Below are 21,055 nucleotides of genomic sequence, written 5' to 3'. Positions count from 1 at the left end.
ACCCATTTTCAAGAGAAATGAGCAATTTTCATCAATATGGAAAAGGAGATGCAACTCATAACAGCGAGAATCAGCAATACGCCTCCTTAGTAGAGCAACTTGATTTGATGATTCGGGCAAGGTATCCCTTACTGTATGTGATTTCCGTTGAAGAAGAACCTGTGGAAGAAGTGTTGCAGCAAGTTGCATTGCGTTCTGTGCCCAAACGACAGCTTTTATTTTGGGATATTGTCCGGGGTTGGAGTGACAATGGTGCAGATAAAGGTTCGGTGATGGCGGCGTTAGGGCGAATTGGCAAAGCTGATGCCCAAATACCTGCAATGTTTGTACTGCGGGATTTGCATCCATTTGTAAAAAATCCGACTACTGAGAAGAATGCCCCAATTGTGCGGGAGTTGCGAAACTTGACACGGGAGTTAAAGCGATCGCGTAAAATTATCATCACCACTAGCCATACTTTAGAACTTCCCGACGAGTTACTCCAAGAAGTGACAGTAGTGGATTTTCCCTTACCTAGCGTTGGCGAAATAGATAATTTAATTCAACAGTTAGTAGTACCAGATAAATTAAATGTTTCCGGTTTAGCGCGGGAACAGTTAGTTAAAGCCTGTCAAGGTTTAAGTCGCACCCGGATTTCGAGAGTTTTGGCAAAAGCTTTAGCTGCTAAACAGCAGGTAAATGAGTCTGACATTGACGGCGTGTTAGAAGAGAAAAAGCAAGCAATCCGCCAAACTGGGATTTTAGAATTTTTCACACCCCAAGAATCACTCAAACGAGTTGGTGGATTAGATCAACTCAAACAGTGGGTACTAATGCGCCAAGATGCTTTTACCGAAGAAGCCAGACGCTACGGTATTCCTAACCCCAAAGGGATGTTACTTGTGGGCATTCAGGGAACAGGTAAATCTCTTTCAGCGAAGACAATTGCCCATGAATGGCGCTTACCGTTATTAAGATTAGATTCTGGGCGTTTATTTGGTGGGATTGTCGGCGAAAGTGAAAGCCGGGTGCGCCAAATGATTCAGTTAACTGAAGCAATGGCACCGTGCGTTTTGTGGATTGATGAAATCGATAAAGCCTTTGGCAATATTACCAGTAGCATTGATGGGGATTCGGGGACATCGCGCCGCGTGTTTGGCAGTTTGATTACCTGGATGCAGGAGAAAACCGCGAGTGTGTTTATTGTCGCCACGGCAAATAATGTCAAAATATTACCAGCCGAATTGTTGCGAAAAGGAAGATTTGATGAAATTTTCTTTTTGAATTTACCTACAGAAGCCGAACGCCAAGAGATTTTTAAGGTGCATTTGCAACGGTTACGCCCGAATCGGCTGCGAGAATTTAACTTAGCTTTGTTAGCTAAACAAAGTCTCAACTTTAGCGGTGCGGAAATTGAGCAGGTAATTGTTGATGCCATGCACCAAGCATTTTCCACAAGAGTTGAGGGACAGCGCCGAGACTTTAATACAGAGGATATTTTACAGGCTGTAGCGCAGACAGTGCCATTAGCTGCGATCGCACATGAGCAAATTGAAGCATTAAAGCAATGGGCAGCACAAGCCGGTGCTAGAACCGCCTCCAACGATGTGCTGTTGGTAGAAGAATTAAAACAATACTCAACTGAACAAGGAATAGGCCCTTTAGAAGTCGATTAAAATAGAAAAAATACGTGTTTCCTGCGCCTCGTTTTTTAATCCAAAATCTAAAATCCAAAATTGGTATTATGTCTCATTTCACAACTATAAAAGTCCAAATCAAACGCGGTGAAATTCTGCATGAAGTTTTGCAAGAATTAAACTATCAAGTTGAATGCAACACAAATGTACGCGGATATCAAGGCGATACGACTCAAGCCGAGTATGTGATTCGCCAGAAGAATGGTTATGATTTAGGTTTTCGCCGCAGTGGTGAAAATTACGAAATAGTTGCCGACTTTTGGGGAGCAAAAATTAATCAACAGCAGTTTGTTAACTCCATCAGCCAAAAATATGCTCATAAAACCTTGATGGCAACAGTGCAAGAACAAGGCTTTAATGTGGAGGACGAAGAAGTGTTAGAAGATGGAACTGTGCGAGTAGTTGTAGGACGTTGGGTGTAATTATATCGTGAGAATCAAGATCCCCGACTTCTTCAAGAAGTCGGGGATCTGAACCTATTTGTAGTTATTACAAATCTGAACGATAAATTAGCGGAATTTGATAGTAGTGTCCACCTCTTATTTCTTCGTGAGTAATCATGGGTAGAGAATCTATAGGTGCTGTATTAAAAGTAAGTTATTTGGAATCGCATCTATCCTTGATTCTATGGAACTCGCCATACTTGAATGAATTTCCCAATGTAACTGACAATAGTTTGTCCATCTGGGCTAATAGCAACACTTGTTCTTGTTGCATCATGAGGAAGTTTAGCAAGTAATTCTTGTGTTTGCAAATTCCAGATATTAACATAACCGCCACAACTAACGCTAACAAAGATTTTTCCATCTGCACTCAAAGTAAAACATCTCAATGGACCGGTATTACTAAATAATTTATGAATTTCTTTACCAGTTCTCAAGTCCCATATTCTGATGAGTTCTGGCATATGATGGTCGCTAGTTATTAAAGTCTTTCCATTGGGACTAATTGCCAGCAATGCACCATTAGAATTATAGTCAAAAGTATCCTCTCCTACCAATGTGTAAATTTCACTTCCAGTTCTAAAATCCCAGATTTTTATAGGTTTATCATAACTAGCGCTTGCGAGGATGTTTGTATCTGCATTAATAGCGACAGAAGTTATACGTTGTAAATGTCCTTTGGTAATGTCAATATTTTGTTTATTTTCTAAATCCCAGACGATAATATGACCAGCTTCATTACCGCTAGCTAATATTTTGCCATCAGAACTAAGAGTAGTAGCGGTAATAGTATTACGCCTTCTAATTCTAGAGTCCCCCAACGGTTGTCCGCTAATAAGATGACTTAATTGCTCAGTATTGAGATTCCAAATTTCAGTTATAATGGTCTTGTCATGCTGAAAACCAACTATCGCCAACGTTTGAGCATCAGAACTAAAAGTTAAATGTTCTGGGTATTCCTTTATTCTCGTAGCAAAGGTTTTATTGATGGTGCGAAGACTTTTTCCTGTCTTCAAATCCCACTTTTTAAAATCTAGAGAAGTCCCACCAATAATACTGCTATTTCTTTGAGATTCTTCATCAGAAGTGTCGCTAGCATCGCAACAGACTAGGGTTTTGCCATCGGGATGAATGGCGATCGCTGCATCATAATACTGATTAAGCTCAATTGTATAAACACACTCAAAAAACCGATAGGGATTAAATTCTAAAATTGCCTGTTTTACTTTTAATTCTGAGATATCCCGCAATAGTTTATATGCTGCTAGCTGTAGCCGTTGTGATGGGTCTTTTAAAGCCTGAATTACTAAATCCCAGCCTTCCTGTCTATAGTTAATGAGTTGCGAAAGCGCTAAAAGGCGGTAATTTTCATCACTGTTAGCGAAACTTCGTTTTGCGCCTTCCAATCCGCCTAAAACTACACCATCGACTGGCGGAGGATTTTTTCCGCCAAGTACAGCATCATATTCTCTTGGTTGATTGGGATTTTCTGGCATAATTCTCTTCCTCGACTCTAATACCAGTATTCCCAATTCAGGAAATGCGATCGCACTTATTTGGAATTTTACCTACAAGGACAGCATCATAAAGTCTTGGTCGATTGGACTTTTTTGACATCGTGCTTTTACTTTTGAAACTAGCTTATTTAATTTGCCATCGCTACTATTGGCTTGATAAATTTTGAGCGATCGCTCTTAACCCCTTCATCTAGAAAAGAGGGAAAAACCCTAACTATCTAGCCTCAAACCAAGCTTCTAAATCAGCAGTAGTTGTAAAATCTAGTAAAGCCTCTCCCAAAGTTTCTAACTCATTTGTTGACAAAGTTTGAATACGTTCTTGTAATTGCGGATTCACTTCATCTATACGGCGGTTAAGCAAGCGTAAAATCATCTTCAATTCGCCTTGCTGTATACCTTGTCTCATCCAACTGGTGACGATTTGCATAACTCTTTCCTTCGTACTTATCTACTCTCAAACCAAGCTTCTAAATCAGCAGTAGTTGTAAAATCTAGTAAAGCTTCTCCCAAATTTTCTAACTCATCTGTTGACAAAGTTTGAATACGTTCTTGTAACTGCGGATTCACTTCACCTATACGGCGGTTTAGTTGGCGTAAAATCAGCGTCAATTCTCCTTGCTGTATACCTTGTCTCATCCAACTGGTGACGATTTGCATAACTCTTTCCTCCTGCTTTGGTTCAATACTAGCAAGTTGTTCTTGAAACATGATTTCTTCTTGAGCATTCAAATCGAGATATGTATCAATAAAGCCAGAAATTAACTGGATTTGTGCGGGATTGAGTCCCAAATTCGCTAGCAATTGTAGCGACATTAGCTTTACTGTTGGGCGTTCTTGAACATCAATCTGCATTTTCGCCATCAAAGCGCTGGCTACAGGATTTCTCTGATTGACGAAATCCTGCCATTTTAATTGATTTAGCTGGACAACTTCATAATTAAATTCCAGCACCCGCTTGTGGGGAAAATCGATGCGATAAGAGTTCGGTTCTGGTGTTTGGGGAGAGTCATGAGAATAAATGACTATCGGGTACACTGGGAGGGCATATTTTTCGTGCAGTCGAGCGAAATATGTAAACATTCGCTGATTGAAGTTAGTTTGAGAATAAGATTGATGTTCAGTGTGAATGATAAATAAAGTATCTTGGTTTCTAACTGAGACTTGCAGAACTATATCGAGTATTTTCCGTTCTCCCTCAGTCACATCTGTGAATACCTCTTGTGGCAAAAACTCTATTGAATCTCTCTCCCAATAAGCACTTATATCTGGGAAAAATAGCTCGATAAACTCTGGGAAGAAGTTGGAAAGAAGTTCTTTAAATAGGCGTTCGCGTAGCGTGCGCGAAGCGCATTCGTGGTCAATCATTTGATGGTTTTTTGAGTAAAATTGCAGTTCTTGTGGTAATTTGTATCTTAGTTATATGATAATATTGTTGAGTGCGATCGCTATAATCACCTAATTTCATAAATACGCTTTCTATGGGATAATTTTTTCAAATACAGAAGTGCGATCGCACTTTTTTCTACCCTTATGGCATTCCCCATATTTTAATAGTCCCATCTACACTACCGCTAATAAGAGTTTGCCCATCAGCGCTAATAGCGACAAAATAAACCCCATCTGTATGTCCGTTGAAAATGGCTTTTCTCCGCCCTGTCTGTAAGTCCCATACTTTCATGGTGCCATCCTCACAACCGCTGATTAGATTTTGTCCATCTGGACTGATAGCAACACACAGAATACTACCTGATTGTGCATTTATGGTAAGTTTTTCCTCTCTTGTAGGCAAAACCCAAACTTTAATTATACTGTTCTTATCACCAGTAACTAAAGTTTCTCCATCTGAACTAATTGCAATAGACTTAAAATTCTGAGAATGTGCTGTTAGAGTACGGGTTAGTCTTCCTGTATCTAAATTCCATAGATCAAGAAGATGAAGATTAGCATCGACAAGAATTTGTTTATTTGGTATAAGTGCAAGGCAATGACTATAAGCGCTATGATGAGGTTCTTTCAGTGTATTTAATTGCTCTTTTACTTGTAAATCACACACTAATATCATCCGTTGATTTATAATATTACAAGCAAGCAATTGACCATAAGGACTAATAGCAAAGCTATTAATTCCTCCCGAACTGAAAGTAAGATATTGAATATAGTCTAAATATCCTCTCAAAACGTGAAGTTCCTGTTTGTTTGACCAATCCCACAGCTTTAGTGTTTCACGACAAGCACTAACTAATATCTGCCCATCGGGGCTAAAAGCTAAAGATGTACGCCCACCTGAAGATCCAGTAGGCAGGGTGTAAAGTTCCTTCCCTGTATCAAAACACCACAGCTTTAGAGTTTTATCATCACTTTTACTGACAATAGTTTGTCCATCAGGGTGAAAGGTAACAGCATAAACAGCTTCTGAATGACCATTTAAAGTGCGAAGTAAATTTCCCGTCTGAAAATCCCATACTTTAACAGTATTGTCTGCACCACCACTGATTAAAGTTCGACTATCTGGACTAATGGCGATCGCATGAACTCCACCAGAGTGTGCTGTGAGTGTACGGAGTTCTTGTCTTGTCTCGACATCCCAAAGTTTAATCGTCTCATCATAACTACCGCTTGCGAGAATTTGCCCATTAGGGTGAATAGCAATAGAATTGATACCTCTGGAATGTCCCTGCAAAGTAGAGATTTCCTGTCTTTGTGATAAACTCCATAGTCGAATTGTTTTGCCACTACTGCAACTAAAAATAGTTTGCCCATCAGGGTTGATGATTACGCTATCAACATCATCTGTGTGTCCGATGATTGTTTGCAGACATTCAAAAAGTAGCCAAGGATCATACTCGTGTAGTGCTTGTTTTACTCTTGGTTCTGTCCGATGCTGGAAAAGCAAATTTTCAGCGGTTTGTTGTACTTCTGGTGATACATCTGTCAAAGTCTGAATTAGTAATTCTAAACCTGCTTCTCCATAATTGAGTGCATCTTCTAGCGCCGCAATTCTTTGTTCAAAAGATATACTAACCAAACGCTTCTTTACACCCTCTATTCCGCCTAAAACTAAGCCATGAATAGGTGGTGGTAATTGTCCACCAAGTACAGCATCATATTCTTTAGGTTGATTCTGATTCTCTGTCATTGCATTTTTACCACTTTACTATTATTAGTATTCCCATTTTTGATTACAGTTCTTTTTTAAACGAACCGCAAAGGCGCAAAGATAAGATTATTTGAGTTTAGCGATCGCACCCTTATCAACTAACATCTCCCCCGTCAATAAATCCTTTACTGTCACTACTAACACCCGTTGTTCATTCACTTCAAATTGTGCTTGTATTCGGTCTATTCCCGTTTGTCCAGGCGGTTCGATATGAGCGACACATACCTGTTGATGATGAGTTTCCAAAGAGCGATAACTATCTTGTTTGACTAATTGGCTACTCGTCATCCTTCCTTGAGTATCGTAATAAACTTCCGCTTGGGAAACTTCTGCTACTTCCCCAATATCAAGGCGAATTTCTCGCTGTCCCTCTGTGGCGACTTGCAGAGTTAAAGCTTCAGAACGCGCTCCTGGATACTTTGCCCCTTTTTCAATTAAAGTTAAATAAGAATAACTTTTGCTGTGGGGTTCCCAAAGACGAATAGCATAACTGTGGCGCAGGTAATCATCAATTGCTGCCATTTCACTTAAAGCTAATGCGCCATGTGCGACGGCTTCAAAGGGTTTGTCTAACTTTACCTTCTGTCGTCCAAAATAGGAAATTACTAGTTGTTGCACGGCGGGAATTTGACAAGTACCACCCACTAATAAAACCTGTTCAATTGTAGATTTGCTGATACCTTTAGCAAGTGCGATCGCTAATACTTCATCTAGGGTTTGTCTTAGCTGTTCTAATAATTGTTGATTTTCTAAAATTTCGCCTAATTCGTCCCGATGTAATTGCAATTCATGGGACATAAAATTTTCGTCATCAAACCAACTTTCTTTCGCCTCATCTGTTGCCGAAATTTGAATTTTTACCCTTTCTGCTACTTCCAGCAAATTCATAAAGCCGATTTCTCCAACATCAGCACGGGAGGAACCGATTTTTTGCAGGTAATGTTCGACAATCCATGTATCAATATCTACGCCGCCAATAAAAGCATCGGATTTAGCGATAACTTCGGCACGCACTACTTGCTGTTCAGATTCAGCGCTGACAGTTCGTACTAAACTTAAATCTAGAGTACCGCCGCCAAAATCAACCACCAAAACTACAGCCCCAGGATGCTTGACAGCATAACCAAGGGCGGCTGCGGTAGATTCATCGACAATTTGCACTGCGGGAATATTTAACTTGTCGCCCAAGTTGCGGAACCAGTCAAGATATCGCTCAAATGCACCGACGGGAACTGTGAAAATAACGCTAGTGGGTTGTAATTGCTGTTCAACCTGTTGCCAAATTTCCTTGAGAAACAGTTCCGAAACCACCTCAGCGCTATAACTATTACCATCCAACTGTCGGGGAGGTGGGACAAAATCTGCTGCCAAATCGCGTTTAAAAGCTCTAAAACAGCGTTCCGGCTGGGCAAACCCTAAGCGTTTGGCGCGTACAGATTCACCAAAAGAAATGCGATCGCGCCCTTCCACAAATACTAAACTGGGTACAACGCTAACTTGTTCTGCCCCAACCTCAAAGCGGCGCGACATCGATTCAAATCTCAATGTCCGTGGTTTTTGCGTAATCAAATCAGTAGTACAAACAACAGTATTGCTAGTACCAAAATCAATTATTACTGTAGTCATTTGTCATTTGTCATTTGTCATTGGGCATTGGGAAAGAGGAGACAGGAGGCAGAAGTTCTTTAATTTTGAATTTTGAATTTTGAATTTTGAATTGATTGCCCCCTCACCTCCCCCCTCCCGGTAAGGTGCGGCTAACTTTCGCAGGGACAAGAATTCGTCCTTGATGCTGATAACCAATGAATCGGATATAAACTAACTCATCTTCAGCAATATCAGCAGTGTCTGGTTGATGAATTTGCGGATTGTAAGGTACTTGTTCCCAAGGTTTACCTATCTGTTCGTAACCCCATTTATTGAGGAGGTTATCTAAAGACGTAAACATCGAAAGCAGATTTTTCGCAGGTAATTCTGGCTTAACGCGCACCATCTGATGGATGCTGGGATAGTTTGTTAACAATGTCTGCAATTGCTCAAATGTCGAAGAACGTATTTCGTCTGTCAGTTCAAGACGCTGCTGCTGCAATTCCTCATGCAGTCGCAAGCCATCTTGATGCAGTGCTGCTTTTTCCAAAACAAGCTGGTGTAACTTTTGCTCTAGCTCTAAGTAATTTTGATGAGTTGCTTTTAGTTCATTTTCGAGTAATTCAATTTGCGATCGCGCCAACTGTAACTTGTCAGTTAGGCTGTTTGATTGAGAGGCGATCGCAGCGCTAATTGCTGGAATAATCAAAAGTAACGCTAAAAATCCGATTGCGATCGCCAAAAGGCTTTCCATAGAAAACATCCCCATTCCTTAGATATGTAACAGGTTATCTGCGATCGTCTAAGTCCCTCCTATTTTTGCTTGAGAGACTGTTGTTCTGTTCCAGTCACATTGTCGTCTCCCTCATAATATTCAGGAAGCAGTTCTTGAGTTTCTACCTCTCCTAAAGCGTTTTCGATTCCAGATGTTGTGCTTGTACAAGCTGCACCAGAAGCGTCAATTACTGTTTCAGTAATTTTACCATCTTTAGCAATGCGATACTCAACTTTCTGATACTCTGCCATAAGTATAATTTCTTGATTTTTTCAGGGTGTTAGAAATGCCACAATTATCTCTATGTTCTACTAAATTTCCGTCAACGGCAATTATTTGCATTGATGTATGCGTAGCATTTTTGGGAATTCTAATAAAGAATCAAAAGGTAAAGCACCATGACAGAGAACCAAAATCAACCCAGAGATTATGATGCAGTCTTGGGAGGACAATCTCCGCCTCCTGTGGATGGAGTTGTTTTAGGAGGAATTGAGGGGGTTAAACGTTGTTTATCAAATCCTGTGACTCAAGTGCGGGTTGCTGCACTTAGCGAAGCCTTGAAATATGGTGATGCGGGGTTGGATGTATTAATTCAAGCATTGCAAGATAAATCGAGATTGGTGCAGCGTTTTGCTTATCGACTATTGAAGCAACAAGTAGAACCGCAAGTCAAACAAGCTTTGCAAGCATATAAATCTTGGAACTTGGAAGAGAGATTTAACCAGTATCAAGGGTATCAAGGTTATCATGTTCCTCAATTTGCTAATCGGCAAGTTATAGAGTTCGATGTAAATGTAGGTATTGTTGAACCTGTTAACAATGCTTATGCTCTCAGGTTTGAGTATGAAAATCATGAGAATTTACCCAGTAAACTTAGTAGACTTCTGCAAGAACCCAATGCCGACAAATTAGAAGCTTTAGTGTTTGGTTTGTGGGCAGAAACATCACAGACTGATTCAAGTAGTATTGTCCAAGCTTTAGTTGATGCTAAACAACGTTTAACTAATCTCAAAGCTGTTTTTATTGGTGATATTACTTCTGAGGATTCGGAAATATCTTGGATTCAACAAAGCGATATAAGTCCCATTTTACAAGCTTATCACAAACTCGAATTTTTGCAAGTTCGTGGAGGCGATCGTTTACAATTTAGTCCGCCAATACGACATAATAACCTCAAAGCCTTGATTGTTGAAACTGGGGGATTAAGTCGGGATACTGTTGCACAAATTTGTAATATGAATCTGCCAGCCTTGGAACATTTAGAATTATGGTTTGGTAGTGAAGATTACGGCGGAGATTGTTGGGTTGAAGATTTAAATCCAATTATTTTTGCAGAAAAATTTCCCAAGTTAAATTATTTAGGATTACGCAATAGCCAATTTACCGATGAAATAGTCAGCGTTATTATAGGTTCTCCAATTCTTGATTATATCAGCGTACTTGACCTTTCAATGGGAACGCTGATTGATGCTGGTGCGGAAGAATTGCTGAATTTTTCTGCGATAAATAATCTTGATATTCTCAATATCTCAGAAAACTTCTTATCTCAGGAAATGATTGAGAAATTCTCTGATTTGGATGTTCGTGTTTTGGCAAATAATCAGAAAGCAGAAGATGAAGATAGTTACATTGACGGTCGCTATTGTTCTGTTTCTGAGTGAAATTTACAGTAATGAGCGACTAGAAGTCGCGGCTACACAGACAAAACCCGCACTTCAACAAGCTCAGTGACCACCTGCGCGGGTTAAAAAACTTTCTCTTAATTAGTTCAATTTTAACTATGAATAATAATTATAATCAACCCGGAGAATTTGACGCAGTACTTGGTGGAGAACAGCAAAATCAAAACTACGCTGTAGTTTTGGGAGGACTTGAAGGAGTAAAAAATCGTCTAAATAGCCAAGATGATGAAGTGAAAACTTCAGCACTTGAAGATGCGCTGAAATATGGTAACGCAGGAATAGATTTAATTATTGAAGCGTTATACGATCCTTCAGAAGAAATACACGATCGTGCTATTTGTTTACTACGCAAAGCTGGTACTAAAGGTAAGCAGGCATTACTAGATTATGACCCTTGGTTAGTTTTAACGACATTTCAAGATTGGGAAGATTACTATTATGACAGAATTAAAGACCCAATAGGTCAGGCATATTGTTTATATAATGAAAACTATGTAAATAGTAAAAATAAATTATCGCGCTTCCTTCAAGATCCGAAAGCTAAAGACATAGAAGCAATCAAGTTTCAAGCTTACTACAAAGATCCGAATTGCAAAATCGCCTTTAAAGATTTTGCTGACACACTTGTTAACGCTCGTGAATTGCTTACGAGTTTGAAAGCATTATTAATTGGAGATTGCTGCGACCTCATCAATATAAAATATAGAGAATCAAATATCAAGGTATGTAGTATTCATCCTCTACTAAAATCCTATCCTTACTTAGAATTACTTCATATCCGGGGTCGAATGCTTGAAGAAGATATTCTCAAGCCTGAACGAAAAATACTACAGGTTCGCAACTCTCAAAATAATTCTATTATTCCTATAAACCCTTTAAAACATGAGAATTTAAAAACTTTGATTGTTGATGCTGATGGGATATCTGATAGTAATATTGCGAAAATTTCCAATTTAAATTTACCATCTCTAGAATACTTTGAGCTATGGCTAAGTAGAAGTGATTTAAGCAACATCAATATCGATAGTTTAGCACCTATGCTTTCGGGTGAGTCGTTCCCTAAATTGGTATACCTAGCAGTAAGACAATGTGGAAATATGAGCGAGGTTGCTCAAGCTATTGTTAATTCTCCAATTATGGGAAATCTGAAGGTACTTGAGTTAACAGATGGAAATATAGGTAATGGAAGTGCTTTATTAAAGTCTCCAATAATTAATTACTTGCATACTCTCAATATTTCTGGAAATCGTTTACCTAAAAATATAATTGAGCAATTTTCTGAGTTGAAATGTCGAGTAATTGCAGATTCTCAGTTTAGCGATCGCTATTACTCAGTCTGGGAATAAAATAATAAAATAATACAAGATTATCTAAAATGAACAACAATCCAAATCAACCCAGAGAATTTGATGCTGTACTTGGTGGTGAAGCACCACCTCCTGTTAGTGGTGTGGTTTTAGGAGGAATTGAAGGCGTAAAAAATCGCTTGAAAAGCCCTGAAGCTAGAGAAAGAGCATCTGCATTGATTGATGCTTTACGCTATCAAGAAGAAGGTTTTCAATTAGTAATTCAAGCCTTGAAAGACCCTTCAGATAAAGTGCAGATGTTTGCTGCTTGTCTTCTGCGGGATAAAGGTGGAGAAAAGGGTAAAGAAACTTTATTGAGACATAATCCTCAGCAATGTTTTACTATGCTAGAAGATTGGCAATTTGAAACTTTTTATCCAAATATTGGAATCACTTCTGCAATTAGTACAGCTTACAATGTTAACCTCTATCGTGAGGAGCCAAATCCTCGTGGAGAATTTCGTGTAGTTGAAGATTTTAATCTAGATGCTCTTCAAGTATTCCTCAATGATATCCAAGTCAGTGAAGTTGAAGCTTTAGCTTGTTGGATGCCTGATAAAAGTTACTTAGAAATATATCACCAAGAGTGTCTGACACTCATAAATATGCTTTGTAAAGCTAGTCAAAAATTAACAAATTTAAAAGCTTTATTTATTGGCGATCGCCGTCAACATGAATATAAAAAATCACGTATTTATTTAAGTGATATGATTTCTATTTTAGAGAATTTTCCCAAATTAGAAGTGCTGAAAATACACGGAAATCCTCATAATAATCTCTTTTCAAAAAAAATCTACCATCCATCTTTAAAAACTTTAAATCTTTAAAAACTTTAATCTTAGAAACAGCAGATAACTATGCTCGCGCATTAGCACAAGTATGTACTCTGGAATTGCCATCACTCGAATATCTGGAATTATGGGGAGGACGCTGTAGATACTCACATTTTGATTTTTTTGAGACACTATTTTCAGGTGAATTACTTCCTAATTTATCTTATCTTGCTCTACCAAGCTTTGAAAATACTGACGTGCTTGTAGAAGCTTTAGTACAATCTCCAATTATTGAACGTCTAGCAGTGCTTGATATATCTATGGGAATTTTAACTGATAACGGTGCAGAAAATTTGCTAAATTGTCCAAGTGTAAATCGGCTTCATACACTCAATATTTCTAAAAACTGTATATCACCACAGATAATTCAACAATTGTCTCAACTTGATTGTCGATTAATTGCAGATTCGCAGGAAGAAAACTATCGTCGAGGAGAAGCAGGTTCACGTTATTGGGCATTACACGAATAAAGAATATATTAGATAATGCTAAATTTTATCCTCATCGCCAACCCCGAAAACCGCCGTGTCGGTTTCCTCCAAGAAGCGATCGCCCATTTCAACTTACCACCAGCCACGGTAGTAGATTACGCCGACTTAATAGCAGGAAAACAAACTTTCGAACAATTCAATACACCCAACACTATTATCCGCTTTGACTCTCCAGAAAAAAACTTTGATGTTGATAAAGCCATCATTGCAGAAGGGAGTAAGGAGATTTTTTCTACTTCCAGTCATCAATATATCAGTGCAGAAGCAGCAACAAAATTAGAATTTGACAAAGGACTCATCCTCTATCCGCGACAGTGGTATTTAGGCTGGCGGTATCTATTGCAAAAATGGGAAACCCAACTTTCTCCCCTCCTCACAAATGGCGAGTTGATGAACCATCCCCAAGATATCGCTGTGATGTTTGACAAACCAGCTTGTCACGAAAGATTCAGCCATCATAATATCCCCGTTCCGCGTTCATTAGGTAAAATCCACAACTACGAACATTTACGCGAACAAATGCAAATGCAGGGAATAGAACGAGTATTCGTCAAACTTTCCCACGGTTCCGCAGCTTCTGGAGTCGTTGCTTACCGCGCAAATTCGCGTTTTGAATCAGCCATTACCACCGTCGAACGAGTGCGAGAAAATGGGCAAACTCTGCTTTACAACTCCCGGAAAATTAGGCACTATACCCATCACGAAGAAATCGCCGATATTATCAATATCTTGACAGCAGAAGGCGTACAAGTTGAAGAATGGCTACCCAAAGCACATTTACAAGAATGCGGATTTGATGTGCGTGTGGTGGTTATCAATGGTGAAGCACAGCATATCGTTGTTCGCCTTGGTAAAAGTCCCATGACAAATTTGCATTTGGGCAATGAACGGGGAAATACTGAGGAATTTCTAGCAAAACTTGGTGTAGAAAATTGGGAGATAATGAAGCGAACTTGTGAACAAGCAGCAGCGCTATTTCCTAATAGTTTATATTGCGGAGTTGATTTATTAATTTTACCAGATTGGAAAACTCATGCGATTTTAGAGATTAATGCTTTCGGTGATTTACTACCAGGTATTTTGTGGAATGGTATGGATACTTACACGAGTGAAGTTAAGGCTATTTTGGAACGAACCACAGAGACACAGAAAACACAGAGATTTTTATAAATTTCTCTTTACTCTCTGCGACTCTGCGCCTCTGCGTGAGCATAAAAAAATATTTTTCTTCGCCATGTTCAATATGAATCAAATAGTTGGAAATCACGATATCTTATTTATCACATTAGACACACTACGTTACGACGTAGCCAAAGATTTACTCGCACAAAAACGCACTCCAAACTTAGCAAAAGTACTTCCTAAAACAGGCTGGGAAGAACGCCATTCACCCGGAAATTTCACTTATGCTTCTCATCATGCGTTTTTTGCAGGCTTTTTACCCACACCTGTAACGCCTGGAATTCACCCCCGTCTTTTTGCTTTGGGATTTGAAGGAAGTACCACTACAACTGATACAACTTGTGTGTTAGATAGCTCAAATATTGTTAATGGATTAGCTGCAAAGGGATATTATACAGTTTGCATTGGTGGAGTTGGTTTTTTCAACAAATGCAACCCTTTAGGTAATGTAATTCCCTCAATGTTTGCCGAAAGTTATTGGAGTCCAGAATTAGGTGTTACTAACCCCGAATCTACAGAAAATCAGGTAAATCTGGCGCGACAAATTTTAGAAAAAACGCCAAATAATCAACGCATATTTTTATTTATAAATATTTCGGCTTTGCATCAACCAAATTATTTCTATCTTCCCGATGCAAAAGATAAAATCGATACCATTGAATCTCACGCCGCAGCTTTGGAATATGTCGATCGCCAATTGGCCAAACTCTGGAATATTATACGACAAAGGCATTCTACTTTTTGCATTCTCTGTTCCGACCACGGGACAACTTATGGTGAAGATGGTTACACTGGACATCGACTTAGCCATCCTGTGGTTTGGACTGTTCCCTATGCAGAGTTTATTTTATGAAAACTCACGCAAAGGCGCAGAGGCGCAGAGTTCTAAATTCTTTTAAATCTTATGCTGACAATCCAAAATCTTAAATCAAAAATTGCCGAGTCTCCTTATCAAGCATACGTCTATTCTTATCCCCACAAAACAGCTTACCGTCCCCTCACTCCACCTGTGCATCTCCCAGAACTTTGGGCGCAGCAAGATAGGCAAGCGCTATTTCTCTACATACATATACCGTTTTGTGAAATGCGTTGTGGGTTCTGCAACCTGTTTACTACAGTCAGCCACAATGAAGATTTTATGAGTCAATATGTCCGCACGTTACAGCGACAGGCGCAACGAATGAAAGCGGTGTTGGGTGATGCGTCATTTGCTAGGTTCGCTATTGGTGGCGGAACTCCCACCCAATTACCGATTCAGCACCTCGAAACTATTCTCAATATTGCCGAAAGTACGATGGGTGCAAAGTTACTGGAAATTCCCATTTCTGTGGAAGTTTCGCCAGAAACCGCCACTGAGGATAAGTTAAAGTTGTTGCGATCGCACGCCGTCGATCGTGTTAGCATTGGTGTCCAAAGCTTCATCGATTCGGAAGTTTTAGCCACCCAGCGCCGTCAATCTACTACCCAAGTAGAAGCAACCCTGACAAGGATAAAAGAGATGGGATTTCCCACTCTGAATATTGATTTGATTTACGGTTTACCCGGACAAACAGTAAATACTTGGTTGCAATCAATACAAGCTACCTTGCGTTTTCAACCAGAAGAAATTTATCTATATCCATTGTACGTGCGATCGCTCACAGGTTTGGGACGCACAGATCGAGAATGGGACGATATTCGTTTAGCTTGTTATCGGGAAGGGCGATCGCTATTATTGTCAGAAGGATATACGCAAGTTTCCATGCGGATGTTTCGACGCTTGGAAGAGGGACAAGGTAGCAATCTTTCTCCCTCATCTCCCGTCTACTGCTGTCAAGCCGACGGGATGATTGGTTTAGGTTGTGGCGCACGTTCTTATACTAATACTTTGCACTACTCCAACGAATATGCAGTGGGAGCAAAGGGAATCAGCGAGATTTTACAAGCATATATTCAAACAGCAGATGAGTCATTTGAGTACGCGCACTATGGTTTTCAACTAAATGCTGAAGAACAACGTCGGCGCTATATTTTGTTATCTTTGCTTTCCGATGAAGGATTGAATTGTGCTAGTTATCGTCAGCAATTTGGTAGTGAAGTATACGCTGATTTTCCAGAATTTTCAGAACTGCTTGCTTTGAATTTGGCGATAAAAGATGAGGATATTTTACAGTTAACTGAATTTGGCATTGAGCGTTCTGACACTATTGGCGCGTGGTTATTTTCTGAGAAAGTTCAGGAATTAATGCAGGATTATGAATTGAAATAGTGGGGTTTCAAAAAGATTTGTAGAGAAGCGATTAATCACGTTTCTACGGATATTTATATTACATCTACCGTTGGAAAAAATATGACAAACAATCAAAATCAGCCTGGAGAATTTGATGCAGTACTCGGAGGAGAAGCACCGCCACCAGTACAAGGTGTTGTTTTAGGTGGGATTGAAGGTGTTAAAAGACGTTTATCAAGTTCCAATATTGAAGTTGGAATTGCAGCGGTAAGTGAAGCATTAAACTATGGCGATGCAGGGTTATATTTGCTAATTGAAGCTTTGAAAAATAAATCTAGGAAAGTTCAAAAAGCAGCATTAAAAATTTTAAAAAATATAGAAGATCCTCAAGTAGAATTAGCTTTAAAAAATTACAAATTCTGGACGAGCTTTGAAAAAGTCTATAGTATTCCTTGTGGTTATTCAACTACATTCGCTAACCGGAAAGTGATTGAATTTGATCCTACCACTAAGATTAGTGACACAGTTGATATAGCTTACGCTTTAAGGATTATCCCAGCAGAACGCTATGGGAAACTCGTTATGAGTAGTGTAGACAAGCTGCAAATATTGTTGCAAAGTCCTCTCGCTAATCAGATTGAAGCTTTGGTATTCGGATTGTGGTACACAAGTTCTTTAGAAGATTACACTTTCCGTCCTGTTATGGATGCATTACTTAATGCTCATGAACAACTTAGTAATATTAAAGCTTTATTTATAGGAGATGTTAATGATTATGAATTGGGTTACTTGCCACTTGTATACAGTAATTTAAGTTATATTTTGTTAGCTTATCCACAATTAGAAGTATTAAAGATTCGCTGCAATAGTTCTTCCAGGTATTACAAATACTTCACCGGGATGCAATTCATTCCAGTTAGACATGAAAATTTAAAAGCAATTATTATCGAGTCATATGCATTTTCCCATTATGATGTGCTTGATGAAATTTGCCAACTAGAATTACCAGCCTTGGAATACCTTGAATTATGGTTGGGATCAAGTAATTGGGCGTATGACTTTGTTATTAAATTCATCACAGATTGTCCTTATATATTTCCAAATCTTAAATATTTAGGATTACGTGATTGTAACTTTTCAGATGAATTGGCTTGTGCTATAGTAGATTCTCCAATTCTTGAAAATTTACTAGAACTAGACCTTTCAGTTGGAAACTTAGGATGCAAGGGTGCAGAATGTTTACTTAATTGTCCATCTATTCGTCAACTAGATACTCTTGATATTACTGATAATTATTTAACTGATGAGATAATTAAAGAATTTAATCAATTTGATATTGAAGTTATTTCCGAGAGACAAAAAACACCAGATAGATATTATTCTGTCTGCGAATAATCAAATTTAACTAATATTCAATAATAACTATTACTATGCACCTCACTATCCTCTATCGCGGTTCTTTAATCAGTTGCAACTATGGTTGTGAATATTGCCCCTTTGCTAAACGCCAACAAACAGCCGCCGAATTAGCAATCGATAAACAATCTTTAGAACGTTTTGTTAATTTTATTTCCCAACATCCCCAACATCAATTTTCAATTCTTTTTACTCCTTGGGGAGAAGCCCTAATCCATTCTTGGTATCAGCAAGCACTGATAAAATTAACGCAATTGCCTAATGTTAATAAAGCAGCAATTCAAACTAATCTATCTTGTAATTTAGATTGGGTAGAGGAATGTAACAAAGATAAATTGGCGCTTTGGGCAACTTTTCATTCCGAATGGGTGTCACGCGATCGCTTTTTACAAAAATGCCTAAATCTAGACAACAAAAATGTCAAATTTAGCGTTGGAGTTGTAGGTTTTCCCAAGTTTCAAGCGGAAATAGCAGCTTTACGTCAAGAGTTACCAAACCACGTTTATTTGTGGATTAATGCTGTGAAAGCTGAACTTCCTAATTTATCACCAGAAAATCGAGAATTTTTTCAATCTATCGACCCATTATATGAATTAAATACTCAACATTATCCTAGCTTTGGGCATTCTTGTCAGGCTGGAAAATCAGTGATTTCTATTGATGGTGACGGGACAATGTACCGATGTCATTTTATTAAAGCAGCAATTGGTAATATTTACGATTATACCTGGGAAGCAGCTTTATTTGAACAACCTTGTAGCAACCAAACTTGTCACTGTCATATTGGTTATGTTCATCTAGAATATTTAGAAATGAATAAGGTATTTGGTTCTGGTATTTTAGAAAGAATTCCTGATAATTGGGTTAATCAAAATTGTACTGTAATATAAATATCGATGGCGGTGTACAATTAAGCATGGTGTAAAACCATACTTAAATTGATTCTGACTCCTGAATTCTTCTTTTTTATTGCCGCGATCGCTTGGCCTACATCATACCCCTCGCGCAATTCCAAAAGTATCTCCCTTCAAGGTGACTCCCAAAGGTTCCACCACTACCTCGCGGGAAAGGGATGCTTCAACCCTGCCGGCAATCACAGCCGCAAGTTGATGTTCTCTTGCCAGCAGGACAATTCTCTCTGCATCCTGCTCCGACTCTGTATAGAATGCGAATCCAGCACCATAATTGAACACTGAAAGCATCGTCTGGGTCCCGCCCTCAAGATGACTCTCAACAAACGTAAATATCTCTGGTACTGGGAGCATCGTTTCAATGACATAGCGTAGCGGCTTCACCGACCGCATCAGCTTTTGCCAGCCATGACCAGTGATATTCTCCATCGCCGTCGGACGAATCCCCTCGCCAAGTACTGCCTGTACAAGGGGCGTGTAGAGATAGGACGCAGCATTCATCGCTTCCCAAAACTCCTGCCCACTCGGAAGTTTTGTTCTATAGCCATCAGGAAGCGACTCAGCGAGCTTTCGCAGTGGGGTAAAGCCATTCTCATGAGGCCCCGAACTTTCGACGAGAACAATGGTATTTCCGGCATCCAGACGCGAGCTATCAATGGGAGCGATACCAGCGGGCATAACCCCAAAAACCGAGCCGGCGATGTCGAGCCGCCCTGGAATCATCTTAGTTTTTAGTTGAGGAGTTTCCCCAGAGAGATAGACACACCCGACTCGTTTGCACCCTTCAACGACTCCATCCAGAAACCCATCAAGGAAAGCAGGAGTAAAGATTGTTTCAGGAGTGCTTGACGGCAGATAAAGACCGAGAAGTATAGTCTGCATACCTGAAGTTGCGGCATCATTCGTAAGACACGAGATGATCTTGATACCAATATTCCACCAAAATCGTCGAAGTTCTTCTTCGGAAAGGTCATCAGGGCGGGTATCGTCTGCTGTGCCTAGTCCTTCGGGTACAAGTGTCATCGAAAGTTCTCTAGCCCCAGCCTCTAGAAACGGAGCGAGGTTGAAGCTGAAAGCGTTAGCGCTCGCTCCCAGACCTGACGCGGGTACGATGCCATAAGCGCTTGCAAAGCCAAGTGTGCGTTTTGCGGCATCAATGAAGCGTCGTTTTGCAGCATCGAGAGTATCGTAATCGACTTGATCGAGAGCTTGAGCCATCAGGTTGTGTTTTAAGTTAGTGTTTTAAGTTAGGAGTTATACCATTTCTTTGTGAGGCTGCGCCAAACCCTTTTCCCTTTTAACTTCTTTCTTTGTGTCCTTCTCTGACGAGACGCTGCGCGAATGCGTCCTTTGCGGTTCGTTTTTCTTTTTTGTACTTATGGTTTAGCGCATCTTCATACAGAACTTGGTATTAGGAGTTAAAAGTTAGGAAAACTCATAACTCATAACTCCTCACTTTAAAATACCTCATCTTCAATACCGCGCCACCATTCCCCCAAATTCATCAAGTCTTGGTAAATATCTTCTAATTCTTTAGTATAAACATCGTTTGTCAGGGTGGCTCGACGCTCTTGCAATTTCTTGAGGCGCAGTTGTACCAATACCCAAGGTTTAGAGATGCTATTCGTAGCTTCGATGTATTGCGCTAGTTCTTGGCTATCCATATATTTTATATTTTGATTTCTCCACCATCCCTCAACACCTAACCAAAAACAGTCACGATACTAGTACAATGTCTAAGCTAATTTTCAGGGTTTGTAGTAAGCACTTTAGTGCTTAGAAAATAAGGATTAAAGTCCTTACTACGAACTCGTTTACCCATGAATTTAA

Annotated in this window: 20 protein-coding genes; 11 read left to right on the top strand and 9 right to left on the bottom strand. The window is 39.5% G+C overall.

Annotation, left to right across the window (positions count from 1 at the left end):
* The first annotated feature begins 107 nt into the window (after positions 1–107).
* Both HWQ37_RS03960 and HWQ37_RS03955 read left to right on the top strand, forming a co-directional pair.
* Positions 108–1,655 (top strand): AAA family ATPase, encoded by a 1,548-nt coding sequence (locus HWQ37_RS03960; RefSeq protein ID WP_292744070.1) that lies wholly within the window; start codon positions 108–110, stop codon positions 1,653–1,655.
* Positions 1,656–1,723: 68 nt separating this feature from the next.
* Positions 1,724–2,098: a DUF1257 domain-containing protein gene (locus HWQ37_RS03955; protein ID WP_292744064.1), complete on the top strand. Its 375-nt coding sequence runs from the start codon at positions 1,724–1,726 to the stop codon at positions 2,096–2,098.
* A 203-nt stretch (positions 2,099–2,301) separates the two neighbouring features.
* Here the strand turns inward: HWQ37_RS03955 and HWQ37_RS03950 are convergent, their stop codons facing one another.
* From HWQ37_RS03950 to HWQ37_RS03920, 7 genes are all read right to left on the bottom strand, one after another.
* Entirely contained in the window at positions 2,302–3,615 is a 1,314-nt protein-coding gene (locus HWQ37_RS03950) for a WD40 repeat domain-containing protein (RefSeq protein ID WP_292744061.1), read from the bottom strand.
* Positions 3,616–3,850: 235 nt separating this feature from the next.
* Positions 3,851–4,063, bottom strand: a complete 213-nt coding sequence (locus HWQ37_RS03945) for a DUF4351 domain-containing protein (protein ID WP_292744058.1) — start codon at positions 4,061–4,063, stop codon at positions 3,851–3,853.
* A 17-nt stretch (positions 4,064–4,080) separates the two neighbouring features.
* Positions 4,081–5,001, bottom strand: coding sequence for a DUF4351 domain-containing protein (locus HWQ37_RS03940; RefSeq protein WP_292744055.1), 921 nt, complete (start codon positions 4,999–5,001; stop codon positions 4,081–4,083).
* A 163-nt stretch (positions 5,002–5,164) separates the two neighbouring features.
* Positions 5,165–6,772, bottom strand: coding sequence for a WD40 repeat domain-containing protein (locus HWQ37_RS03935; protein WP_292744052.1), 1,608 nt, complete (start codon positions 6,770–6,772; stop codon positions 5,165–5,167).
* Between the two features lie 87 nt (positions 6,773–6,859).
* Positions 6,860–8,419: an Hsp70 family protein gene (locus HWQ37_RS03930; protein WP_292744050.1), complete on the bottom strand. Its 1,560-nt coding sequence runs from the start codon at positions 8,417–8,419 to the stop codon at positions 6,860–6,862.
* Between the two features lie 103 nt (positions 8,420–8,522).
* Entirely contained in the window at positions 8,523–9,134 is a 612-nt protein-coding gene (locus tag HWQ37_RS03925; RefSeq protein ID WP_292744048.1) for a nucleotide exchange factor GrpE, read from the bottom strand.
* A gap of 59 nt (positions 9,135–9,193) precedes the next feature.
* On the bottom strand, positions 9,194–9,406 hold the full coding sequence (locus tag HWQ37_RS03920) for a DUF2997 domain-containing protein (protein ID WP_292744045.1): 213 nt from the start codon (positions 9,404–9,406) through the stop codon (positions 9,194–9,196).
* Positions 9,407–9,553: 147 nt separating this feature from the next.
* Between HWQ37_RS03920 and HWQ37_RS03915 the strand changes: the two genes are divergently transcribed.
* The 9 genes from HWQ37_RS03915 to HWQ37_RS03875 all read left to right on the top strand — a co-directional run bounded on the left by HWQ37_RS03915 (position 9,554) and on the right by HWQ37_RS03875 (position 19,204).
* Positions 9,554–10,816, top strand: coding sequence for an STM4015 family protein (locus HWQ37_RS03915; RefSeq protein WP_292744042.1), 1,263 nt, complete (start codon positions 9,554–9,556; stop codon positions 10,814–10,816).
* A gap of 119 nt (positions 10,817–10,935) precedes the next feature.
* Complete coding sequence (locus HWQ37_RS03910) at positions 10,936–12,183, top strand: hypothetical protein (protein WP_292744039.1); 1,248 nt, start codon at positions 10,936–10,938, stop codon at positions 12,181–12,183.
* A gap of 29 nt (positions 12,184–12,212) precedes the next feature.
* A complete protein-coding gene (locus HWQ37_RS03905; protein ID WP_292744036.1) occupies positions 12,213–13,010 on the top strand; it encodes a HEAT repeat domain-containing protein in 798 nt (265 codons plus the stop codon).
* A 65-nt stretch (positions 13,011–13,075) separates the two neighbouring features.
* Positions 13,076–13,486, top strand: a complete 411-nt coding sequence (locus HWQ37_RS03900; RefSeq protein WP_292744034.1) for a hypothetical protein — start codon at positions 13,076–13,078, stop codon at positions 13,484–13,486.
* A 15-nt stretch (positions 13,487–13,501) separates the two neighbouring features.
* Entirely contained in the window at positions 13,502–14,677 is a 1,176-nt protein-coding gene (locus HWQ37_RS03895) for an STM4014 family protein (RefSeq protein WP_292744031.1), read from the top strand.
* Positions 14,678–14,750: 73 nt separating this feature from the next.
* On the top strand, positions 14,751–15,542 hold the full coding sequence (locus tag HWQ37_RS03890) for an STM4013/SEN3800 family hydrolase (protein WP_292744028.1): 792 nt from the start codon (positions 14,751–14,753) through the stop codon (positions 15,540–15,542).
* Positions 15,543–15,593: 51 nt separating this feature from the next.
* On the top strand, positions 15,594–16,937 hold the full coding sequence (locus tag HWQ37_RS03885) for an STM4012 family radical SAM protein (protein WP_292744025.1): 1,344 nt from the start codon (positions 15,594–15,596) through the stop codon (positions 16,935–16,937).
* Positions 16,938–17,018: 81 nt separating this feature from the next.
* Positions 17,019–18,293 carry a leucine-rich repeat domain-containing protein gene (locus tag HWQ37_RS03880; RefSeq protein WP_292744022.1) on the top strand — a complete coding sequence of 425 codons (1,275 nt, stop codon included), beginning with the start codon at positions 17,019–17,021 and terminating at the stop codon, positions 18,291–18,293.
* 35 nt (positions 18,294–18,328) lie between these two features.
* Positions 18,329–19,204 (top strand): STM4011 family radical SAM protein, encoded by an 876-nt coding sequence (locus tag HWQ37_RS03875; RefSeq protein ID WP_292744019.1) that lies wholly within the window; start codon positions 18,329–18,331, stop codon positions 19,202–19,204.
* A gap of 102 nt (positions 19,205–19,306) precedes the next feature.
* Here HWQ37_RS03875 and HWQ37_RS03870 read toward each other — a convergent pair whose 3' ends face one another.
* Both HWQ37_RS03870 and HWQ37_RS03865 read right to left on the bottom strand, forming a co-directional pair.
* Positions 19,307–20,443, bottom strand: coding sequence for an AIR synthase related protein (locus HWQ37_RS03870; protein ID WP_292744017.1), 1,137 nt, complete (start codon positions 20,441–20,443; stop codon positions 19,307–19,309).
* A gap of 239 nt (positions 20,444–20,682) precedes the next feature.
* The gene (locus tag HWQ37_RS03865) at positions 20,683–20,889 is read right to left on the bottom strand and encodes a hypothetical protein (protein ID WP_292744015.1); all 207 of its coding nucleotides are present in this window, start codon (positions 20,887–20,889) and stop codon (positions 20,683–20,685) included.
* Between the last annotated feature and the right edge of the window lie 166 nt (positions 20,890–21,055).

Source organism: Nostoc sp. NMS4 (assembly GCF_017115095.1).
In the GTDB taxonomy this organism is placed as follows: Bacteria; Cyanobacteriota; Cyanobacteriia; order Cyanobacteriales; family Nostocaceae; genus Nostoc.
Note: the sequence above shows the minus strand (reverse complement) of the source record. Positions and strands in the feature narration are given on the sequence as shown.